Below are 16,848 nucleotides of genomic sequence, written 5' to 3'. Positions count from 1 at the left end.
CGGTGTGGGCCGCGGCGGCCCACACCGTCCGGGGCCGGGTCGCGGCGGCCTCGTCCGCGCTCCGCCGCACGCCGCACGACGGGCGGAGACGCGTCCGCCGACCTCGCCGAGGCCCTGGACCGCCCTGCCGAACTCCAGTTCCGGCGCGGCTGCCGGCCTCCGGCTGCTCGGCAGCGCCGAGGCGGTGGCCACCGACCGGCTGCACAGCCACCCGCTGAGCCTGCTGCTCGGCCCGCCGCGCGTCGTCATCGAGGACCGGCACGGCAAGGTCGGCGGCCACTGTCGGCGGCAACCGGCCGACCCGGGGGGCACGACCGGCACCGGTCCGTCACCCGGCGGGCGCCGGACGTCGACCGGCCGCTACGGACGGCCGCCGCCCTGTCCGCCGACCCGGCCACGCCCCGGCCACTCCGGCCGCACCGGGGCGGCTGAGCGCCGGCGCCGGCCCGGGGGTGTCAGTGAGGGCGGTCGAGCGCCAGCAGCGCCGCGCCGATCGCGCCGGCGAGGTCGGCGAAGCCGGCCGCCAGTACGGGCAGCGGCGGGCGGTCACCGGGCGCGTAGAGCCGGCGGGCGAATTCGGTGCGCGCCGGAGCGAGCAGCAGGTCCCCGGCGGCGACCGGACCGCCTCCGACGATCACCACGGCGGGGTCGAACAGGTTGGCGAGGGCGGCCAGGCCGGCGCCGGTGAGCGTACCGATCCGGTCCAGGATCTCCAGCGCCCGGCCGTCGCCGTCGCGGGCGGCCTCGGTGACGGCCGTTCCGGCATCCGTCCGGCCCTCGCCGATCAGGCGGCCGAGCGGCGAGGCCGGGAAGTCCGTCGCGGCCTGCCGCCCGAGTCTCGCGATGGCGGCGCCGGACGCCGCCACACCCCAGCACCCGCGGTTTCCGCACTCGCACCACGGTCCCCCGGGGTCGACGGTCAGATGGCTGGCCTCGGCGGCGAAGCCCCGCGCGCCGTGCAGCAGCCGCCCGCCGACGACCACCCCGCACCCCAGTCCCGTGCCCAGCGTCACCAGCACCAGGTGCTCGTGCCCCCGCCCGGCACCGAGGCGGTACTCGGCCCACGCGGCGACGTTGGCGTCGTTGTCCGTCACCACCGGCAGTGCCACCGCGTCCGCGATCAGCTCCCGCAGCGGCGCGCGCGCGAAGTCCAGGCCCGGTGCGAAGGCCAGCGCCCCGGTCCGGGCGTCGACCATCCCCGGCAGCCCGACGCCGACGGCGGCGACCCGTTCGCCGCGCACCCGCGCCACCAGGCCGGCGACGGCGGCGACCAGCTCCGCGGCCGTCCGGCGCGGTGTGGCGCAGCGGGCCCGCGCCGACACCGCGCCGTCGGCCGCCACCCGCACCGCCGCGATCTTGGTGGCGCCGACATCGACGCCGACCGCCTCCGCCGGGGCGCCGGTCATGCCTCCTCCGGCAGGGACACGCGGGCCTCGCCGGGCCCCGCGGCGGTACGCACCTCGAAGCCGCCGGCTGCGCGCAGCGCGGACAGGTCGCACGGCCGGTCGGAGGTCAGCAGATCGCCGCCCACTCCGACCCGGACCGCCAGCCGGTCGCCGGTCCTCTCGTTCAGTCCCTTCACGTAGCACGCCCCGAGCCGTCCGTGCGACACCTGGACGACGGCGCAACCGCCCGCCACCAGGTCGGCGGTGACGAGGTGTTCCCCGCACGCGGTACGGGCCCGCACGGGGGAGCCTGTGCGGTTGAAGAGGAAGACGAGCACCTCGTCGGGGTCGGCCGCGCTCGTGCGCAGGTCGAGCCACGGCCCCGGTCTGGCCCGCACCGGGACGTCGTGGCTGCCACCGAGCCAGTCCTCGACGGCCGCCGCGAGCCGGCGGTCGTCGGCGGCCATCGTGCGCACCCGGCCGCCGCCGTGCCGGCGAACCGCGTCGGCCAGCTCGGTGCAGGGCCGCAAGTCCTCGTCCAGCAGGGGAAGTTCACCCATCAGGAGGAGCGATCCGCCCTGCTCGGCGAACCGCGCGAGCCGTCGTTGCACGGCCCGTTCCAGGAAGTGGCCCGACGCGGTGGCCAGCGGCCCCGAGGCGGGATCGAGCTCCGCCCGGCCGGTGAGCTCCGCCAGCCGGAAGGGCAGGTTCCGCCGCAGGCAGTGGGCGACGAAGGGCACCAGGGTGCGGGCGGCCGAGGGCACGGGCCGCTCGCCGTCGGCCGTCCCGTCCCACGCGCCGATCGCCGCGTACGGCGGTTGGACGCCCCAGCACACGCCGGGCTCCGGGCGGGAGCGGACCAGCGCCTCCTGCCGCCCGGCGAGGAAGTGGGTCAGTACCCGGAGCGCGGCGAAGGCGGGGCCGGGGCCGGCGTCGAGCCGGATCGGGGCGGCTTCCCCGTACGGCGGGTCGAACTGCGCGGGGTCACCGGCCGGTTCGGGGAGCCGGGAGCCGTCCACCGCGAGGTGCGGGCCCCAGCCGTCGGTGGCGCAGGCCGGGTAGACGCTGATGCCGGTCGCCCCGCAGGCCACGCCGAGCAGGGTGTGGTGGATCGGCACCACCGGGAAGGCGCAGCCCGGGTCCGCCCAGGGGAGCCCCCAGTTCTCCTCGATGTTGGGGCCGGGCCCGCTCTTGGCCGCCAGGACGTAGTTGACCAGGGCCTCTTCGTCGGAGAGCACCGGGCCGGTCCAACTGGTGTAGGCACGGGGCAGCGCGGGGGGTGCGCCGACCCGGTTCCTGGCCAGCCAGGCGTCGTAGCGTCCGGCGGCACGGCCGGGGACGCGATCCGCCCTGGCCGGTGGCGCGTGGGTGGTGAAGACGGGGAGGTCCGTGCCGAACGCCTCGGCGAGGCGCGTCATCCCCGCGGTGAGTGACTCGGCCGACCATCGGCCCCAGGTCACCAGGGAGCGCAGTCCTTCGGCGGACGGCCGGTCCTGCGCCCGGGTGGGTGGGGCCGTGCCGGGTGCGAAGGCGGCGAAGCCGTCGGTCCCGGGCCGCGAGTAGTCGAGCGCGTCGATCGGCAGCGCGCTCTCCCCGTAGTGCCCCTCGTTGCCGATCTGGGCGGCGACGAGGGGTCCGTGCGGGTGCGTGAACGGCCGCAGGAACTGGCCGACGGCGCGCAGCCAGTCCGTCGCGTCGGTGAGGAACCGCGGGTCCAGGGCCGCGGGCAGCGTGAACCGGTGGCAGGGCAGTGGTCGGCCGTCGGCGGACCGGGCGGCGGGGCGCTCGGGGTCGAGCGTCGGGCTGATTCGGTCGGGCAGCCCGCCGAAGGGCAGTTCGGCGTGCACGTAGGGGCCTGGTTTGAGCACCGCGAGCAGCCCGGTCGCCGCGACCAGTTCCAGGAAGCCGGCCAGATCGCGGTTGCCGTCGCCGTCGAAGCACCATCGCCGGCCGTCGTCCCGGGTGATCTCGTGGTGGCGCCAGGGGACGTAGCTGGTCACCACCTCGATGCCGGCCTCGCGCATGGCCCGCAGCTTGGCCGCCCAGCGTCCGGGGTGGTCCCGGTAGTAGGGGTACTCGCCGGTGATCAGGAACCGGGGCCGGCCGTCCAGCCAGAGCGTTCCGTCCAGGAAACGGGGTGTCATGGGGCGGCGCTCCCGTCCGTGGCGAGCAGCACCTTCATGGCGCGGTACCCGTTCGTCTCGGGTCTGCCCGGCCCGGCCGGTGCGACGGCCAGCAGGGCGAGCGCCTCGGCGTACCGTTCGAGCGGCAGGACATGGGTCACCAGTGCGTCGAGTGGCAGGTCCCGGGCGAGGGCCACCGCCCGGGCGAAGTCCGCGGGCCGGTAGGGTCCCGCCCCCACCAGGCGGATTCCCCTGGTCGTCAGGGCCCTCAGCGGCACGGTGGCGACGCCGGTCTCCTTCTCGCCCATCACCACGACGGTGCCGCCGGCCGCCACCGTGCCGAGTACGTCCCCGGGCAGCGACCCGGTGGTGTCGATGGCGAGGTCGGGCGTGAAGGCGCCGTCCGCTTCCTCCGCGGCCAGGACCCGGACGGTGCGCGGCAGCAGGAGGCGGGCGAGTTCCACCCGGGCCGGATCGCGCTCGGCCAGCGTGACCCGGGCACCGCGTCCGGCCAGCACCAGCGCGCACAGCGCGCCGACGGGGCCGGCGCCGATCACCAGCACCCGGTCGTCCCGACGCGGCCGGGCCGCCGCCAGGTTGTTGAGCACGCAGGCGAGCGGTTCCACCAGCGCCCCGCGTCGGTAGGGCACCGAGTCGGGCAGCCGGTGGACGAAACCCTCGGGTACGACGGCGAAGCCCGCCATCGTGCCGTCCCGGTCGACGCCGATCTCCCGGCCCGCCTTGGCTCCGCAGTGGGCCGGCATCCCGCGCCGACAGGGGCGGCACCGGTCGCAGTGGTAGGTCGGGTTGATCACCACCCGGTCGCCCGGCGTCACGGCGCCGACGCCGGCCCCGACCGCGGCCACCGCGCCGACCGCCTCGTGCCCCAGCACCACGCCCGGCCGTGCGGGGAACTCGCCCAGCACGATCGCCCGGTCCGTGCCGCAGATGCCGGTGACCGCCACCTCGACCAGGACCTCGTCCGCCTCGAAGGAGGGGACCGCACGATCGTGGATACCGGGCAGGCCCACGCCCTCGAACACGACGGCCTTCATCACAGCCTCCCGCTGGTTCGTCGTCGAACAGTGCCCTAGGGTGTCCGCCATGGACCGATACGGGCGCCCGGACGGGTGGGCGGCACCTCGGGAGTCCCCTTCCGGCTCCCGGCCGAGGATCCTGCTGCTCGGCGCGTCGGGGTTCGTGGGCGGCGGCCTCTGGAGCGAGTGGGCGCCCCGTCACACGGTGGTCGGCACCTACGCCACCCGGCCGGCCCCGGGCCTGGTCCGGCTGGACCTGCGCGACGAGACCCGGCTCGCGGCGCTCGCGGCCGACGGCTTCGACCTCGTCGTCCACGCGGCCGGCCTCGTTCCCCTGGAGGCGGCCGAGGCCGACCCCGCCCTGGCCCACCGCCTCAACGTCCGCCCGGTCGAGGTGCTGCTGGAGGCCCTGCGCGGCTCGGCGGCGAAGCTGGTCCTGCTCTCCAGCGACAACGTCTTCGACGGCACCCGCCCCCAGTACACCGAGGCCGACCCGCGCTCCCCCGTCAACGCCTACGGGCGGAGCAAGGTGGCCGCCGAGGACCTGCTGCTCGCCGAGGGCGGGCACCTGATCGTGCGGATCCCCCTCGTCTACGGGCGCGGCCCCTGGGCGAACACCTTCATGTCCCGCCTCGCCGCGCCGACCACCGTCGCCCGCACCGACCTGGTCTGCGCCCCCGTCTACCTGCCCAGCATCGCCCCGGCCGTGGCCCGGCTGTGGCACCGAACGGGTGTCGTGCACTACGGCGGCGCCGACGTGGTGACCCGCTTCGAGCTGATGTCCCGGGTCCAGCGGGCCCTGGACCTGCCCACCCGGGTGGTGGCCGCCCGGGAGCCGGCGGCCGGTTCCGGTTGCCGCCGCCCGCCGCGGCTGGTGCTGCGCAGCACCCGGCACCGTCTGCTGGGCCCCACCCTGGACTCCGCGCTCACGCATCTGGCCGCTCCGTTCTAGGGCAGGTGGTCGGCCACCAGGGCGAGGTGGCGCGTGGCGTCCACGCCGCCCGGGCGGGCGAGTTGGGCGGCCAGGTCGTTGATCAGCAGGGTGCCGAGGAGGTAGTGGCCGAGGGCGAGTTCGACCGGGGTGGAGTCGCGGCCCCGCAGGTCGGGCTTGGGCTTGCGGTCGGAGAGGCGGCAGGGTGCCTCCGCCAGGACGTGCAGGTCGTGGGTCAGCAGCAGCCGCTCCCACCAGAGGGGATCGTCGTGGAACAGGCCCGACAGGCCCTCGTGCGCGGCCAGCCAGGGCAGGAAGGCGTGGATCGCCGCGCGGTAGCCCGGGAACACCGGCTGCCGGAAGCCCACCCGGTAGCCGCGCCCCGGCCCGCCGGACACCGCGAAGCCCGTGCGCAGCGCGGGATCCCACACGCTGAGGCTGAACAGCGTCTTGGCCAGGTCGTAGACCGGGTCCCAGGGCTCGACGCAGCCGCGCGGGTCGATGAGGCGGAAGTCCGGGGTGTCCGCGCCGGGGCGGGTGGACACCAGGATGTTGCGGGTGTTGGCGTCGCCGTGGGCGGGGGCCATCAGTCGGGCGGGGGCCAGTCGCGCCAGCCGGCCGGCCAGCCGTTCCAGGACCAGGTGCGGGGCCTCGCAGGGCACGCCGTTGACGGTCAGGCGCTCGGCGCCCATCAGGTCCTCCGGCAGGGCCCGGCGCAGCACCGGCAGCCGCCGCAGGAAGCGGCCCACCACGACGTCCGCCAGGTGGGCGGCCGGGGCGGGGTGGGAGCGCACCGCGTAACCATCCAGTATCAAGGCCTGCAGCAGGGCCCGGTAGCGGCGGAAGAACTCCCGGGTGCCCCGCGGCGACTCCCGCAGCGGGGCCGCCAGGTCCGCCGAGTCGTAGAACGGTGTCGTGCAGGCGGCCCAGCCGTCGCCGTCGAGGACGTGCGCGACCGGCAGGTAGTGCGCCGCCAACCGCGGGGCCACGGCGCGCAGCAGCTCGATCTGGCGCCGCTTGTGACGGAAGGACACCAGGTCGTGTCCGTCGACGGCGCCCGGTGCGGGCACCAGGACCTTGACCACCAGCTCGTCCCCGGCCCGGCCGGTGGCCCGGTGGACCCGGGCCGGTGAACCGCCCTCCAGGATCTCGGTCCCGACCGTGAGGCCGAGGGTGTCGGCGACGGCCGCCAGGGCCGTCTCGTCGGTCCACCCGCCGGGCGGGCGGGAACGGGTCACGTGCCGGTGATCGGTCACCGCGGCGACCTCCTCGGTGTCTCCTACCAGCGGATCGAGTCGATCAGCGCCGCGTGCAGCCCGGGGGTGCAGGCGGCGATGCACGAGCGCTGGTTCAGCGGGCCGATGTCCAGCAGCAGGGTGTCGTGCAGCGACTTGCCGTAGGCGTCGGTGATGGTGACCCCGGCGCGTTCCGCCAGGTACACCGAGGCCGCGATGTCGTACGGGAACAGGTGCAGGATGCTCCCGCGGCCGACCCGTCGGAAGTCCGCCTCGGTGGCGGGGCGGTCGCGCAGCAGCCGGTTGCCGATGTCGACGTAGGCGTCCATCTGGCCGGTGATGATGCGGGAGATGGAGAAGGAGGCGCTGTTGAAGACGTACACGCCACCGGTGTTGGCCGAGGCGTCGATCAGGTGGCCGTAGGCCGCGGTCATCAGCTCCGCCGGGTGGCCGTTGAACTCCAGCGACCAGAACATCCGCTCGGGCTCGGTGGCGGCGGACAACCGGGGCACCGGCACGGGGAAGCCGCCGGACTCGATCCCGCCGCCGTGGGCGTCGGCGTACAGCCAGTGGCCGGTCTTGATCTCCTGGAGCATCGCGTACCGGATGTCGCCGATGGTGGGCGCCTCCCCGAAGGGGGCCGCGGCGATGGAGACGCAGGCCATCTCCAGGTCGGCGGCGGCGCCGCGGGTGCCGTCGATCGGGTCGATGATCAGCACGTGCTCGGGCGCCCGGCCGATCGTGCGCAGCCCCTCGCTCTCGGTGTAGACGGCCACGGGCTCGCCGCGCTCCCGCAGGAAGTCCCAGGCGGCCCGTTCCGCGAGCACGTCGACCGGGAACTCGGCGTCCCCGCCCTTGGCCGTCCCCGTCACATAGCGGCTGCCGACCTCGTGCAGCCCCTCGCGCACCGCCGTCCGGATCCGCCCGGACAGGTCCTGGACGAGGCCTCTCATGAGACGGCCGAGAGGAAGAGTCGTTCCAGCAGATCGCACATCTCGTCCGCCTCCTGACGGGTCATGATCAGCGCCGGACGGACCTTCAGCACGTTGCCGTGCCCGTACAGCGAGGTCCGCAGCAGCAGTCCGTGGTCCAGGCCGCGTTCGGCGAGGTGGTTGGTGAGCCCGGGGTCGGGGCGGCCGTCGCGGTCCACGATGTCGATGCCGATCATCAGCCCGACGCCGCGGACCTCCCGCACGAACGGCACCTTGGTGGCGAGGTCGCGCAGCCGGTCGAGCACGTGGCCGCCGACGTCGCGCACGCTCTCCAGGAACCCGGGGCGGCCGATGATCTCGACGGTCTTCAGGGCCGCCGCGGCGGCCAGCACGTTGCCGCCGAAGGTCGAGTTGATGTGGTGTCCCTCCACCCCGGTCAGCCGCTCCTCGGTCAGCAGGCCGGCGATGGGCATCCCCGCGCCACCCAGACCCTTGCCGAAGGTCATCATGTGCGGGGCCACGCCGAAGTGGTCGGCGGCGAACATCCGGCCGGTGCGCCCGAACCCGGTCTGGATCTCGTCGAAGACCAGCAGGATGCCGCGCTCCTCGCAGAGGTCCTTGAGCGCCCTCAGATAGCCGTCCGGGGGCACGACGTTGCCGCCGTTGCCGCTGATCGGCTCCAGCACCACGCAGGCCACCCGGCCGGTGCTCGCGTAGTCGATGAAGTCGTTGATCCGCTCGACGCACAGCAGGCCGCAGGTGGCCCGCTCCTGACGGTAGAAGCAGCGCAGGCAGTGCGGGTCGGGGACGTGCACGACACCGGGCAGGTGCGAGGGGAAGGGGGTGCGCCGGAAGGCGGCGCCGGAGGCACCGATCATGCCAAGGGTCTGGCCGAGGTGGCCGCGGAAGAGCGTGATCACGTCGGACTTCCCGGTGTGCACCTGGGCGATCTTGACGGCGCTCTCATTGGCGTCGGACCCGCTCGCCGACTTCAGGTGCACCCGGGTGAGATTCGGCGGCGAGACCTCGGCCAGCTTCGTCACCAGGGCGTTCAGCGGCTCCGTCTGGAACTTGGAGGTGACGTGGATCAGCCGGCCGGCCTGTTCGCGGACCACCTCCACGATCTCGGGGTGGGCGTAGCCCAGGCTCAGATTGAACGTCCCCGAGGAGCAGTCGAGATAGCGCCGGCCGTCGTCGGCGTAGAGGTACACGCCCTCTCCCCCGACCACCCGGAGGTCGTCCGGCAGGTAGTAGTAGTGCTGGAGCGCCGCTCCGGCCGCCCCGCCGGACGGCGCCTTCGGTGCGGCGGTGCGTGCCGCGGTCCTCGCCTGGTACATCGGCTTTCCTCCGACTATTCCTGACAGATCGATCTGCTCGAACGATTCGAACCGTAGATCAGCCTCGTCGAGATCGAGTGCGGCGGTCATCGCGTTCGGTATCGCGACGCATCGGATTCCGGCCCGCTTCGCGGCGCGGACACCGCTGGGGGAATCCTCGAACGCCACCGCCCGTTCGGCGGGAATTCCGAGCGAGGCCAGCGCCGCGATGTAGAGACTCGGCTCCGGTTTCGCGCTCGCCCGGTCCCCGTCGGCGCATTGCACGGTACTCCACCCCTCGGCGAGACCGCACTGCCGCGCATATCGGGCGACCCATTCCCGGGTGGAATTGCTGACGATCCCCCGGGAGATCCCCAGGGCGTCGACCGCCCCGAGGACGCGGTGCACGCCGGGCCTGCCGACCAGTCCGCCGAGCAGCTCGCGCTGCCGCCGACGGACCCGTTCCTGCAGTTCACGGCGGTCCGCCGTGCACCCCGTGGCCCGTTCGAGCCGCGCCCACAGGTCGGACCCGATGGTGCCGACGAGCGACGACCACACCTCGACCGGGAGCCGGTGGCCGAACTCCTGGAAAACCTCCGCGTGCGCGCGGAAGATCTCGGACTCCGGATCCCACAGCGTCCCGTCGAAATCGAAGAATAACGCGTCAACGCCGTTCATTCGCGTACACCTCCGTCGAGCGGCGAACGGCCGCGCGGCCAGTGGTTTGATGCGGTGGGGCCAAGTCCCCAAGCGTCCATCATCGCCGAGCAACGCCGGTCCCGCCATTCATAGTTCGTCAACATACCCATGATCGGCGGATATGACGGTGCGTACACGAGAGGATATCGATCGACTTGGAGTGGCACCGGCGAACGGCCGGTGCGAGAGTCGAGGGACGATGGACGAACACACCCGACCCGCCGGCACGGCGGCTCCCCCGGGCGGACCGCGGGTCGCCGTGGTGGGACACGTCGAATGGACCACCATCGCCGGCCTCGACCAGGTCCCCGCCGCCGGCGAGGTGACCCACGCCGACCCGCTCTGGCAGGGCCCGGCCGGCGGTGGCGCGGTCGCCGCCGTCCGGCTCGCCGAACTGGCCGGCACCTGCGCCTTCTTCACCGCCCTGGGCGACGACCACGCCGGGCGGCGCTCGCGCGCCGAACTCGAACACCGCGGCGTACGCGTCCTGGCCGCCCCCAGGACCGGCCCCACCCGCACGGCGGTGAGCATGGTCGACCGCTCCGGTGAGCGCACCACCGTCACCCTCGGCGAACGCCTGCAGCCGGCCGCGGCCGATCCCGTCGACTGGGGACAACTGGCCTCCTACGACGCGGTGTTCTTCACCGCCGGGGACGCCGCCCTGCTGCGCCGGGCGCGCCGGGCCGGGGTCCTCGTGGTGACCGCGCGGGAGTTCGACACCGTGCGGGAGTCCGGCGTCAGGGTCGACGCGCTGATCGGCAGCGGCTGTGACCCGGCCGAGCGCTGCGACCCGGCGCTGCTGCGCCGGCCGCCGGATCTGGTGGTCAGCACCGAGGGCCCGCACGGCGGCGTGTTCACCCGCTGCGACCGTCCCCCTCGGCGCTACCGGCCCGCCCGCGCACCGGGCCCCGTGGTCGACACCTACGGAGTCGGGGACAACTTCGCGGCCGTCCTCACCTACGCGCTCGCCACCGGCGCGACCACGGCCGGCGCACTCGCCCTGGCCGCCCGGCACGGCGCGGCCTGCACCACCCAGCGGGGCCCGTTCACGGCCCGGTCCGCCCCTCGGCCGACGGAGGTCAGGGCATGACCAGCGGTCAGGTCGCGAGGAGGGGCGACCAAGGGAGCGAGCCGGCGGGACGACGGGGCGTGCCGGCGGGACGCGGCGGCGGGACGGCCGGACCCCGGGACGGGGCGCGGATCCTCCTGCTGTGGGACATCGACGGCACGCTGATCGACGGCGGTCACGTCGTCGAGTCGATCTACCCGGTCGTCTTCGAACGGCTCACCGGCCGGCCGGCCCGCCACCGGGTCAGCATCGCCGGCCGGACCGAACTCGACATCATGGACGAGCTGTTCGCCCGGCACGACGTCGGCGCGGTCGAACCGGACCGGGTCACCGCCGAGCTCGCCGCCGAGCTGCGCCGGCGGGCCGGCGAACTGCGGAGCGTCGGCCGGGCCCTGCCCGGCGCCGCCGAGGCCCTCCGAGCCCTGGGAAACCGGGACGAGGTGGCCCAGTCCGTACTGACCGGGAACCTGCGGGACAACGCCGCGCTCAAACTGGGGTCGTTCGCACTGGCGGAGTTCATCGATCCCACCATCGGCGCGTACGGCGACGACGCCCGCGAGCGGGCCGCCCTCCTCCCGATCGCCCGGCGGCGCGCGGCGGCCGCCCACGGCGCCGACTTCGCCGCCGGGGCCACCGTCCTGATCGGCGACACCCCGCGCGACGTGCACACGGGGCGCGGCGGCGGAGCGCGGGTGATCGCCGTCGCCACCGGCGCGAGCGGCGCCGACGCGCTGCGGGAGGCGGGCGCGGACGTGGTACTGGCGGACCTGCGCGACACCGCCGCCGTGGTCCGTGCCGTCCGGACGCCAGGACCGCCCACCCGGGTCCCGGAATGAACGGGACCGCCCGCCCCGTGCGCCTGGTCTCGGTCGTCGTACCCGCGCGCGACGCCGAGTCGACGCTGCCCGCACAGCTGGAGGCACTGTGCGCGCAGACCTATCCGGACCCGTGGGAGGTCATCGTCGTCGAGAACGGATCCAGCGACGGCACCCGCGCGCTGCTGCGGCACTGGCAACGGCGGATGCCCCGGCTACGCGTGACCGTCACCGACGCCCGCGGGGCCAACCACGCCCGCAACCTCGGCTGCCGAGAGGCCGGCGGTGAGTTCGTGCTGCTCTGCGACGCGGACGACGTGGCCGCCCCCGGATGGGTGACGGGCCTGGTCGACGTCCTGCGCACCGACCCGGCCGCGGGCGGCGCCCTGGAACGCCACCTGCTCAACGGACCGGTCGCCCTCGCCGCACGCCCGCCGAAGAAGTCCGCCGCCCTGCTCGACACCTTCGGCTTCCTGCCCTACCCGGCGGGCGCCAACTGCGGCTTCCACAAAGAAGTCTGGCACCACCTGGGCGGCTTCGACGAGAGCTACCGGGGCGGCGGCGACGACACCGAGTTCTTCTGGCGCGCCCAGCTGGCCGGCTACCGGCTGGCCTTCGCTCCCCACGCCGTCATGCACTACCGACACCGCGGCGACACGCGCACCATCGCACGGCAGTCCTACGGCTACGGGCGCTCACACCCCAGGCTCTACCGCGACTTCGCCGCCCACGGCATGCCCCCCGCACGGCCGAGCGACGCCGCCCGCGCCTGGTGGGAACTCCTGCTCCACTCCACCGACCTGCTCGGCCCCGGCGACCGACGCGCGGCCTTCCTCGCCCAGCTCGCCCTGCGCACGGGCCGCGTCGTCGGCAGCGCCCGACACCGACGCTGCTACCTCTGACCGCCTTCTCCTGACACACCGCCATCACGCCGGGTGCCGCGCGGCCGGCCGGCTGCCTCCGTGACTGCCGGACAGCAGCTGCCGGACGGTCGCCACCGGGTGATGACCTCGCTCCAGACCCAGGAGCCGTGCCAGGAGCCGTGAACGAACACCAGCGGGGATGAAGCGGCGGACCTGGCCACTCCTCGGTGACGCTCGACAGCGCGGCGGTCCGCGCGCGGACCGGGCTTGACGCGGCAGGTGCGCGGGGCGAAGGTGGGGCGGATCAATGACATGTCACGTGTGTCATGACACAAGACCGGCTCCTGCTCGACGTCACGGCCGGGAGGGACGGCCGCCGGGCGAGGGAGGACGGACACATGGAGCTGGAGCTGCGGCATCTGCGGGTACTGTGCGCGATCGCGGACACCGGGAGCGTGGGACGGGCGGCCGCCGCACTCGGCGCCTCGCAGCCCGCGACCAGTACCCAGCTGGGCCGGATCGAGCGGTTCCTGGGCTCCCCCCTGTTCGAGCGCACCGCCTCCGGCGTGCTGCCGACCCCCTTCGGCCTGGAGGTGCTGACCGCCGCGCGTGACGTCCTGGCGCGCGCGGACCGACTGGGGCACCGGGGCACCGAGGACGCCACCCCGACTCCGCGGGTGGTCCGGCTGGCCGCGCCCCTCACCCCCGTACTGCCGGGACTGCTCGCCGAGGCCCGGCGCCAGCGGCCCGATCTGCGGTTCACGGTGAGCGGCACCCACCGCCCACCGGACGTCGTCGGACTGCTGGAGCAGGGTGCCGCCGACGTCGGCCTCGCGATCGACCACCGGGGGCGGGAGTTGCGGCACTCCTCGGTGATCGCCTACCGGAGCATCGTCACCGAGCCGTCCTTCGTGGCACTGCCGGCCGGTCACCGCCTGCGACACCGGGCCGAAGTGGCGCTGAGCGACCTCGCGGAGGAGGCCTGGCTGCTGCCCCCCGACGACGGGGCGGGCTGGCACGCGGTCTTCCACGGCGCGTGCGGGGCGGCCGGGTTCACGCCGCTGACGGTGCACGAGTTCCTGGGCGGGCGGCTGGAGTTGCAGGAACTGATCGCGGCCGGCCTCGGGGTCTCGATCGTTCGGGCGAGCACCGGCCCGCTCGCCGACGTGGTGGTCAAACCGCTGGCGGGCGCGCCGATCCGGTTCCGACAGCTGCTGCTCTGGCGACCCGGGGCGGTGGGCGAGGACGTGGTGGAGACGCTGCTCGGCGCGGCCGGCGCCGCCCACCGGGACCTCGTCGCGGGCTCGTCGCGCTTCCGCGCCTGAACCGCCCGCGCGTACCTACGCAGCCCGCACGCATCCACGCCGCTCGCGCCTCCCCGAGCCGCCCGCGCGTAGCGGCCACCGAGTTCGAACGGCCCCGGCGAGGCGGCGTCCCGCCCGACGCCCACTGCCATGAGCGCGTAAAGGTGTTATGACCATCCGTTCATGACATATGACCTGTGACATTGTTCCGACGCGCAGTCGGGTGCCAGGATTCACGACGTCACCCCCACGGCCTCATCGCCGACATCCGTGACCCCTCCCCCACCCCCGGAGAAGGACCAGCCGTGCGCGTTCGCATCCCCCTCCCCACCCTCGTGGCCGGCGTCGTCGCCGGCTGCGCCACCGCCGCCACCCTGCTGCCGGCCTCGGCGTTCGCCGCGCCCGCCGCCCCCGTACCCGCCCGGGCCAGCGGCGCACCCTCCGCGACGACCTCCCCCGCCGTCCCGAAGCCGCTCGGCCCCCTCGTCGCGACCGGCACCGAGGACGTCGCCCCGGTGACGGCCCCGCTGCCGCCGGCCCTCCTCGGCCAGGCCGTGATGGGCCAGCCGGCCGGAACGGCCTACCAGACCACACCCCGCCCGGCCATGCAGCAGGCGGGCAAGGCCACCACCGTCGGCGCCAAGCTGTCGGCGGGCGCCCAGGGTGCCGCCTCCGCGGAGGCCGCCGCAGCCGCCGCCACCCAGAGCTGCAGCCCGGCCGACTTCGGCAGCCGCAGCGGCCCGGACCTCGTGGCGTTCCTGCTGGCCTCCACCCCCGACTGCGTCAGCACGCTGTACAACGTCACCGGAAGCGACGCCGGCGCCATCTTCAAGCAGCAGAACATGGTGACCGTCGCCAACGCCTTCCAGGCCCGGGCGGCCGGCTACAGCGGCGACAACACGTCCTCCGTCCTGCAGCTGGTGGTCTTCCTGCGGGCCGGCTACTACGTCCAGTCGTACAACAGCGGCGCGGTCGGCCCCTACGACGCCGCGCTGGCCGCCGCCACCAAGGCGGGCCTGGACGCCTTCTTCGCGAGCGCTCACTGGGCGGACGTCACCGACGCCAACGGCTCCGTGCTCAAGGAGGTGCTGATCCTCACCGACAGCGCCAACCTGCAGGGCACGTACCTGAACGTCTACAAGCAGGTCCTGAACGGCTACGACAACACGTACAACGCCTTCCCGAAGATGGTCGGCGCGGTCAACTCGGTGCTCTCCGCGCCGCTGTGGCGGGCCAACTGGAACCCCGACTTCGTCACCGCGGTCGGCGCCGACCCGAGCATCGTCACCGCCCTCGGCGCCTTCGCGCTCAACCACGAGGACCTGCTCGGCGGGCCGAACGCCTTCCTCGACGTCAACGCCGGCAACGACCTGTCCCGGATGGCGGGTGACAGCGCCACCATCGAGACCGCGGCCAAGCCGCTGGTCAGGCAGGTGCTCGACTCCGCCCCGGTCCTCGGCCGCACCGGCCCGCTCTACGTGCACACCGCCTACCAGGCCAACGCCTTCGACCCCGGGCAGTGCTCGTACTACAAGACCTGCGACCTGACGGCGAAGCTGACCGCGACCGTCCTGCCCAGCCAACTGGTCTGCGACAACAAGAACATCGTCACCGAAGCCCTCTCCCCGGCCGACCTCGCCGCCGTCTGCGCGAGCCTGCGCGGCGAGGACTCCTTCTTCCACCACCTCGTCAAGGACAACGGCGCGATCCCCGGCCAGTACGACAAGACCATCACCCTCGCGGTCTTCGCCAACCAGGCCGACTACCTCACCTACTCCTGGGCCATCTACGGCAACTCCACCGACAACGGCGGCCAGACCGTGATGGACGCGACCGACCCGAACAACCAGGCCGTGTCGGTGATGTACCAGAAGTCGTGGAACGACAGCTTCCCCGCCAACGTGTGGAACCTCAACCACGAGTACACCCACTACCTCGACAACATCCACGACATGAAGGGCAACTTCGGCACCGAGATCTCCGTCCCGGACATCTGGTGGATCGAGGGAGTCGCCGAGTACGAGTCGTACGCCTACCGCGGCCTCACCGACACCCAGGCGATGTCGGAGGCGGCCAAGCACACGTACAAGCTGAGCACCGTCTTCCAGAACACCTACGGCAACTCCGACTCCACCCGCGTCTACCCGTGGGGCTACCTCGCCGTCCGGTACATGGTCGAGAAGCACCCGGCCGACGTCCAGGCCATGCTCGGCCACTTCCGCACCGGGGACTACACCGGCGGCTACGCGGTCTACAACAACCTCGGCACCTCCTACGACGCCGACTTCGACGCCTGGCTCACCGCCTGCGCCGGCGGAACCTGCTTCGCCGACGGCCCGACCGCCCTGTTCGACACCTCGGTGAACGGCGCGACCGTCAGCCTGACCGAACGGTCCGTGCAGACCGGTCCGGGCCGGATCACCGCCTGGCACTGGACCTTCGGCGACGGCACGTCCTCCGACGAGCGCGCCCCGAGCCACACCTACGCCGCGGCCGGCACCTACACCGTCGCCCTGACCACCACCGACGACACCGGCCGCAGCGCCAGCACCCCGGCCTCCGTCACCGTGACCACCGGCGGCCCCGTCACCCTGCCGACCTGCACCGACCAGCGCGCCGACGCGATGGGCCGGAACTGCTCCCGCCCGGGCCGCTCCGCCACCGCCGGCGGCCTCGACTACCTGTACGTCTACCTGCCGGCCGGCACCACCACCCTGAAGGTCAGCACCTCCGGCGGCACCGGTACCGCGTACCTCTACTACAACGCGGACACCTGGGCCTCGCCGAGCGCCTTCACCGCCTCCTCCACCACCCCCGGCACCGGCCAGAGCATCACCGTCACCAACCCCACCGCCGGCTACCGCTACCTCAGCCTCTACGCGCAGACCGACTTCTCCGGTGTCACCGTCTCCACCCAGTTCTGAGCCCTCTGTTCGACCTCGCGGGTCGCCCGACCCGCTGGTCCGCCGTTCCTCCCGGAGCAGCGGAAGCGGCCGTCCTCCCGTGCTTCGTGACTCGACGTCTCGAAGCACGGGAGGGTCTATCAGGATTTCGGTGTACGGCACCCGTTTGGGCTAGGTGTTGATCTTGCTGTGGGTGTGGGCCGGTTGGCTCACACCCGTCCGGCTGACAGGCGTCC

At 73.9% G+C, this 16,848-nt stretch carries 12 protein-coding genes; 6 read left to right on the top strand and 6 right to left on the bottom strand.

The annotated features are described in order from the left end of the window. Positions 1-455: 455 nt before the first annotated feature. Genes ACFXHB_RS38240 through ACFXHB_RS38230 form a run of 3 tightly spaced genes read right to left on the bottom strand, consistent with a single transcriptional unit; the run spans position 456 to position 4,563 of the window. The gene (locus ACFXHB_RS38240; RefSeq protein ID WP_380580600.1) at positions 456-1,406 is read right to left on the bottom strand and encodes an ROK family protein; all 951 of its coding nucleotides are present in this window, start codon (positions 1,404-1,406) and stop codon (positions 456-458) included. Next, positions 1,403-3,529: a beta-galactosidase gene (locus ACFXHB_RS38235; RefSeq protein ID WP_380580598.1), complete on the bottom strand. Its 2,127-nt coding sequence runs from the start codon at positions 3,527-3,529 to the stop codon at positions 1,403-1,405. The genes ACFXHB_RS38240 and ACFXHB_RS38235 overlap by 4 nt, the downstream gene beginning before the upstream one ends. After that, positions 3,526-4,563, bottom strand: coding sequence for a zinc-binding dehydrogenase (locus ACFXHB_RS38230; protein ID WP_380580596.1), 1,038 nt, complete (start codon positions 4,561-4,563; stop codon positions 3,526-3,528). Before ACFXHB_RS38230 ends, ACFXHB_RS38235 begins: the two co-directional genes overlap by 4 nt. A 49-nt stretch (positions 4,564-4,612) precedes the next feature. On the opposite strand from ACFXHB_RS38230, the gene ACFXHB_RS38225 reads away from it, so the two are divergent. After that, positions 4,613-5,497: an SDR family oxidoreductase gene (locus tag ACFXHB_RS38225; RefSeq protein ID WP_380580594.1), complete on the top strand. Its 885-nt coding sequence runs from the start codon at positions 4,613-4,615 to the stop codon at positions 5,495-5,497. On the opposite strand, the gene ACFXHB_RS38220 is transcribed toward ACFXHB_RS38225, so the two are convergent. From ACFXHB_RS38220 to ACFXHB_RS38210, 3 genes are read right to left on the bottom strand one after another with little or no spacing between them, the layout of a single operon-like run. Next, positions 5,494-6,732 carry a phosphotransferase family protein gene (locus ACFXHB_RS38220; protein WP_380580592.1) on the bottom strand — a complete coding sequence of 413 codons (1,239 nt, stop codon included), beginning with the start codon at positions 6,730-6,732 and terminating at the stop codon, positions 5,494-5,496. The two genes, ACFXHB_RS38225 and ACFXHB_RS38220, sit on opposite strands and share 4 nt — an antisense overlap. A gap of 23 nt (positions 6,733-6,755) precedes the next feature. After that, complete coding sequence (locus tag ACFXHB_RS38215) at positions 6,756-7,664, bottom strand: inositol monophosphatase family protein (RefSeq protein ID WP_380580590.1); 909 nt, start codon at positions 7,662-7,664, stop codon at positions 6,756-6,758. Beyond that, positions 7,661-9,637, bottom strand: coding sequence for an aminotransferase class III-fold pyridoxal phosphate-dependent enzyme (locus ACFXHB_RS38210; protein ID WP_380580588.1), 1,977 nt, complete (start codon positions 9,635-9,637; stop codon positions 7,661-7,663). Before ACFXHB_RS38210 ends, ACFXHB_RS38215 begins: the two co-directional genes overlap by 4 nt. Before the next feature lie 220 nt (positions 9,638-9,857). Here ACFXHB_RS38210 and ACFXHB_RS38205 point away from each other — a divergent pair, with 220 nt between their 5' ends. From ACFXHB_RS38205 to ACFXHB_RS38185, 5 genes are all read left to right on the top strand, one after another. Then, on the top strand, positions 9,858-10,748 hold the full coding sequence (locus tag ACFXHB_RS38205) for a PfkB family carbohydrate kinase (RefSeq protein ID WP_380580586.1): 891 nt from the start codon (positions 9,858-9,860) through the stop codon (positions 10,746-10,748). After that, positions 10,745-11,563, top strand: coding sequence for an HAD family hydrolase (locus ACFXHB_RS38200; RefSeq protein ID WP_380580584.1), 819 nt, complete (start codon positions 10,745-10,747; stop codon positions 11,561-11,563). The genes ACFXHB_RS38205 and ACFXHB_RS38200 overlap by 4 nt, the downstream gene beginning before the upstream one ends. Beyond that, the gene (locus tag ACFXHB_RS38195; protein WP_380580582.1) at positions 11,560-12,444 is read left to right on the top strand and encodes a glycosyltransferase family 2 protein; all 885 of its coding nucleotides are present in this window, start codon (positions 11,560-11,562) and stop codon (positions 12,442-12,444) included. Before ACFXHB_RS38200 ends, ACFXHB_RS38195 begins: the two co-directional genes overlap by 4 nt. A gap of 287 nt (positions 12,445-12,731) precedes the next feature. After that, complete coding sequence (locus ACFXHB_RS38190) at positions 12,732-13,730, top strand: LysR family transcriptional regulator (protein ID WP_380580580.1); 999 nt, start codon at positions 12,732-12,734, stop codon at positions 13,728-13,730. Between the two features lie 284 nt (positions 13,731-14,014). Then, positions 14,015-16,633, top strand: a complete 2,619-nt coding sequence (locus ACFXHB_RS38185; protein WP_380580578.1) for a collagenase — start codon at positions 14,015-14,017, stop codon at positions 16,631-16,633. The last annotated feature ends 215 nt before the right edge of the window (positions 16,634-16,848 follow it).

Source organism: Kitasatospora sp. NPDC059327 (genome assembly GCF_042752535.1).
In the GTDB taxonomy this organism is placed as follows: Bacteria; Actinomycetota; Actinomycetes; order Streptomycetales; family Streptomycetaceae; genus Kitasatospora.
This window is presented reverse-complemented; position numbering and strand designations above follow the sequence as displayed.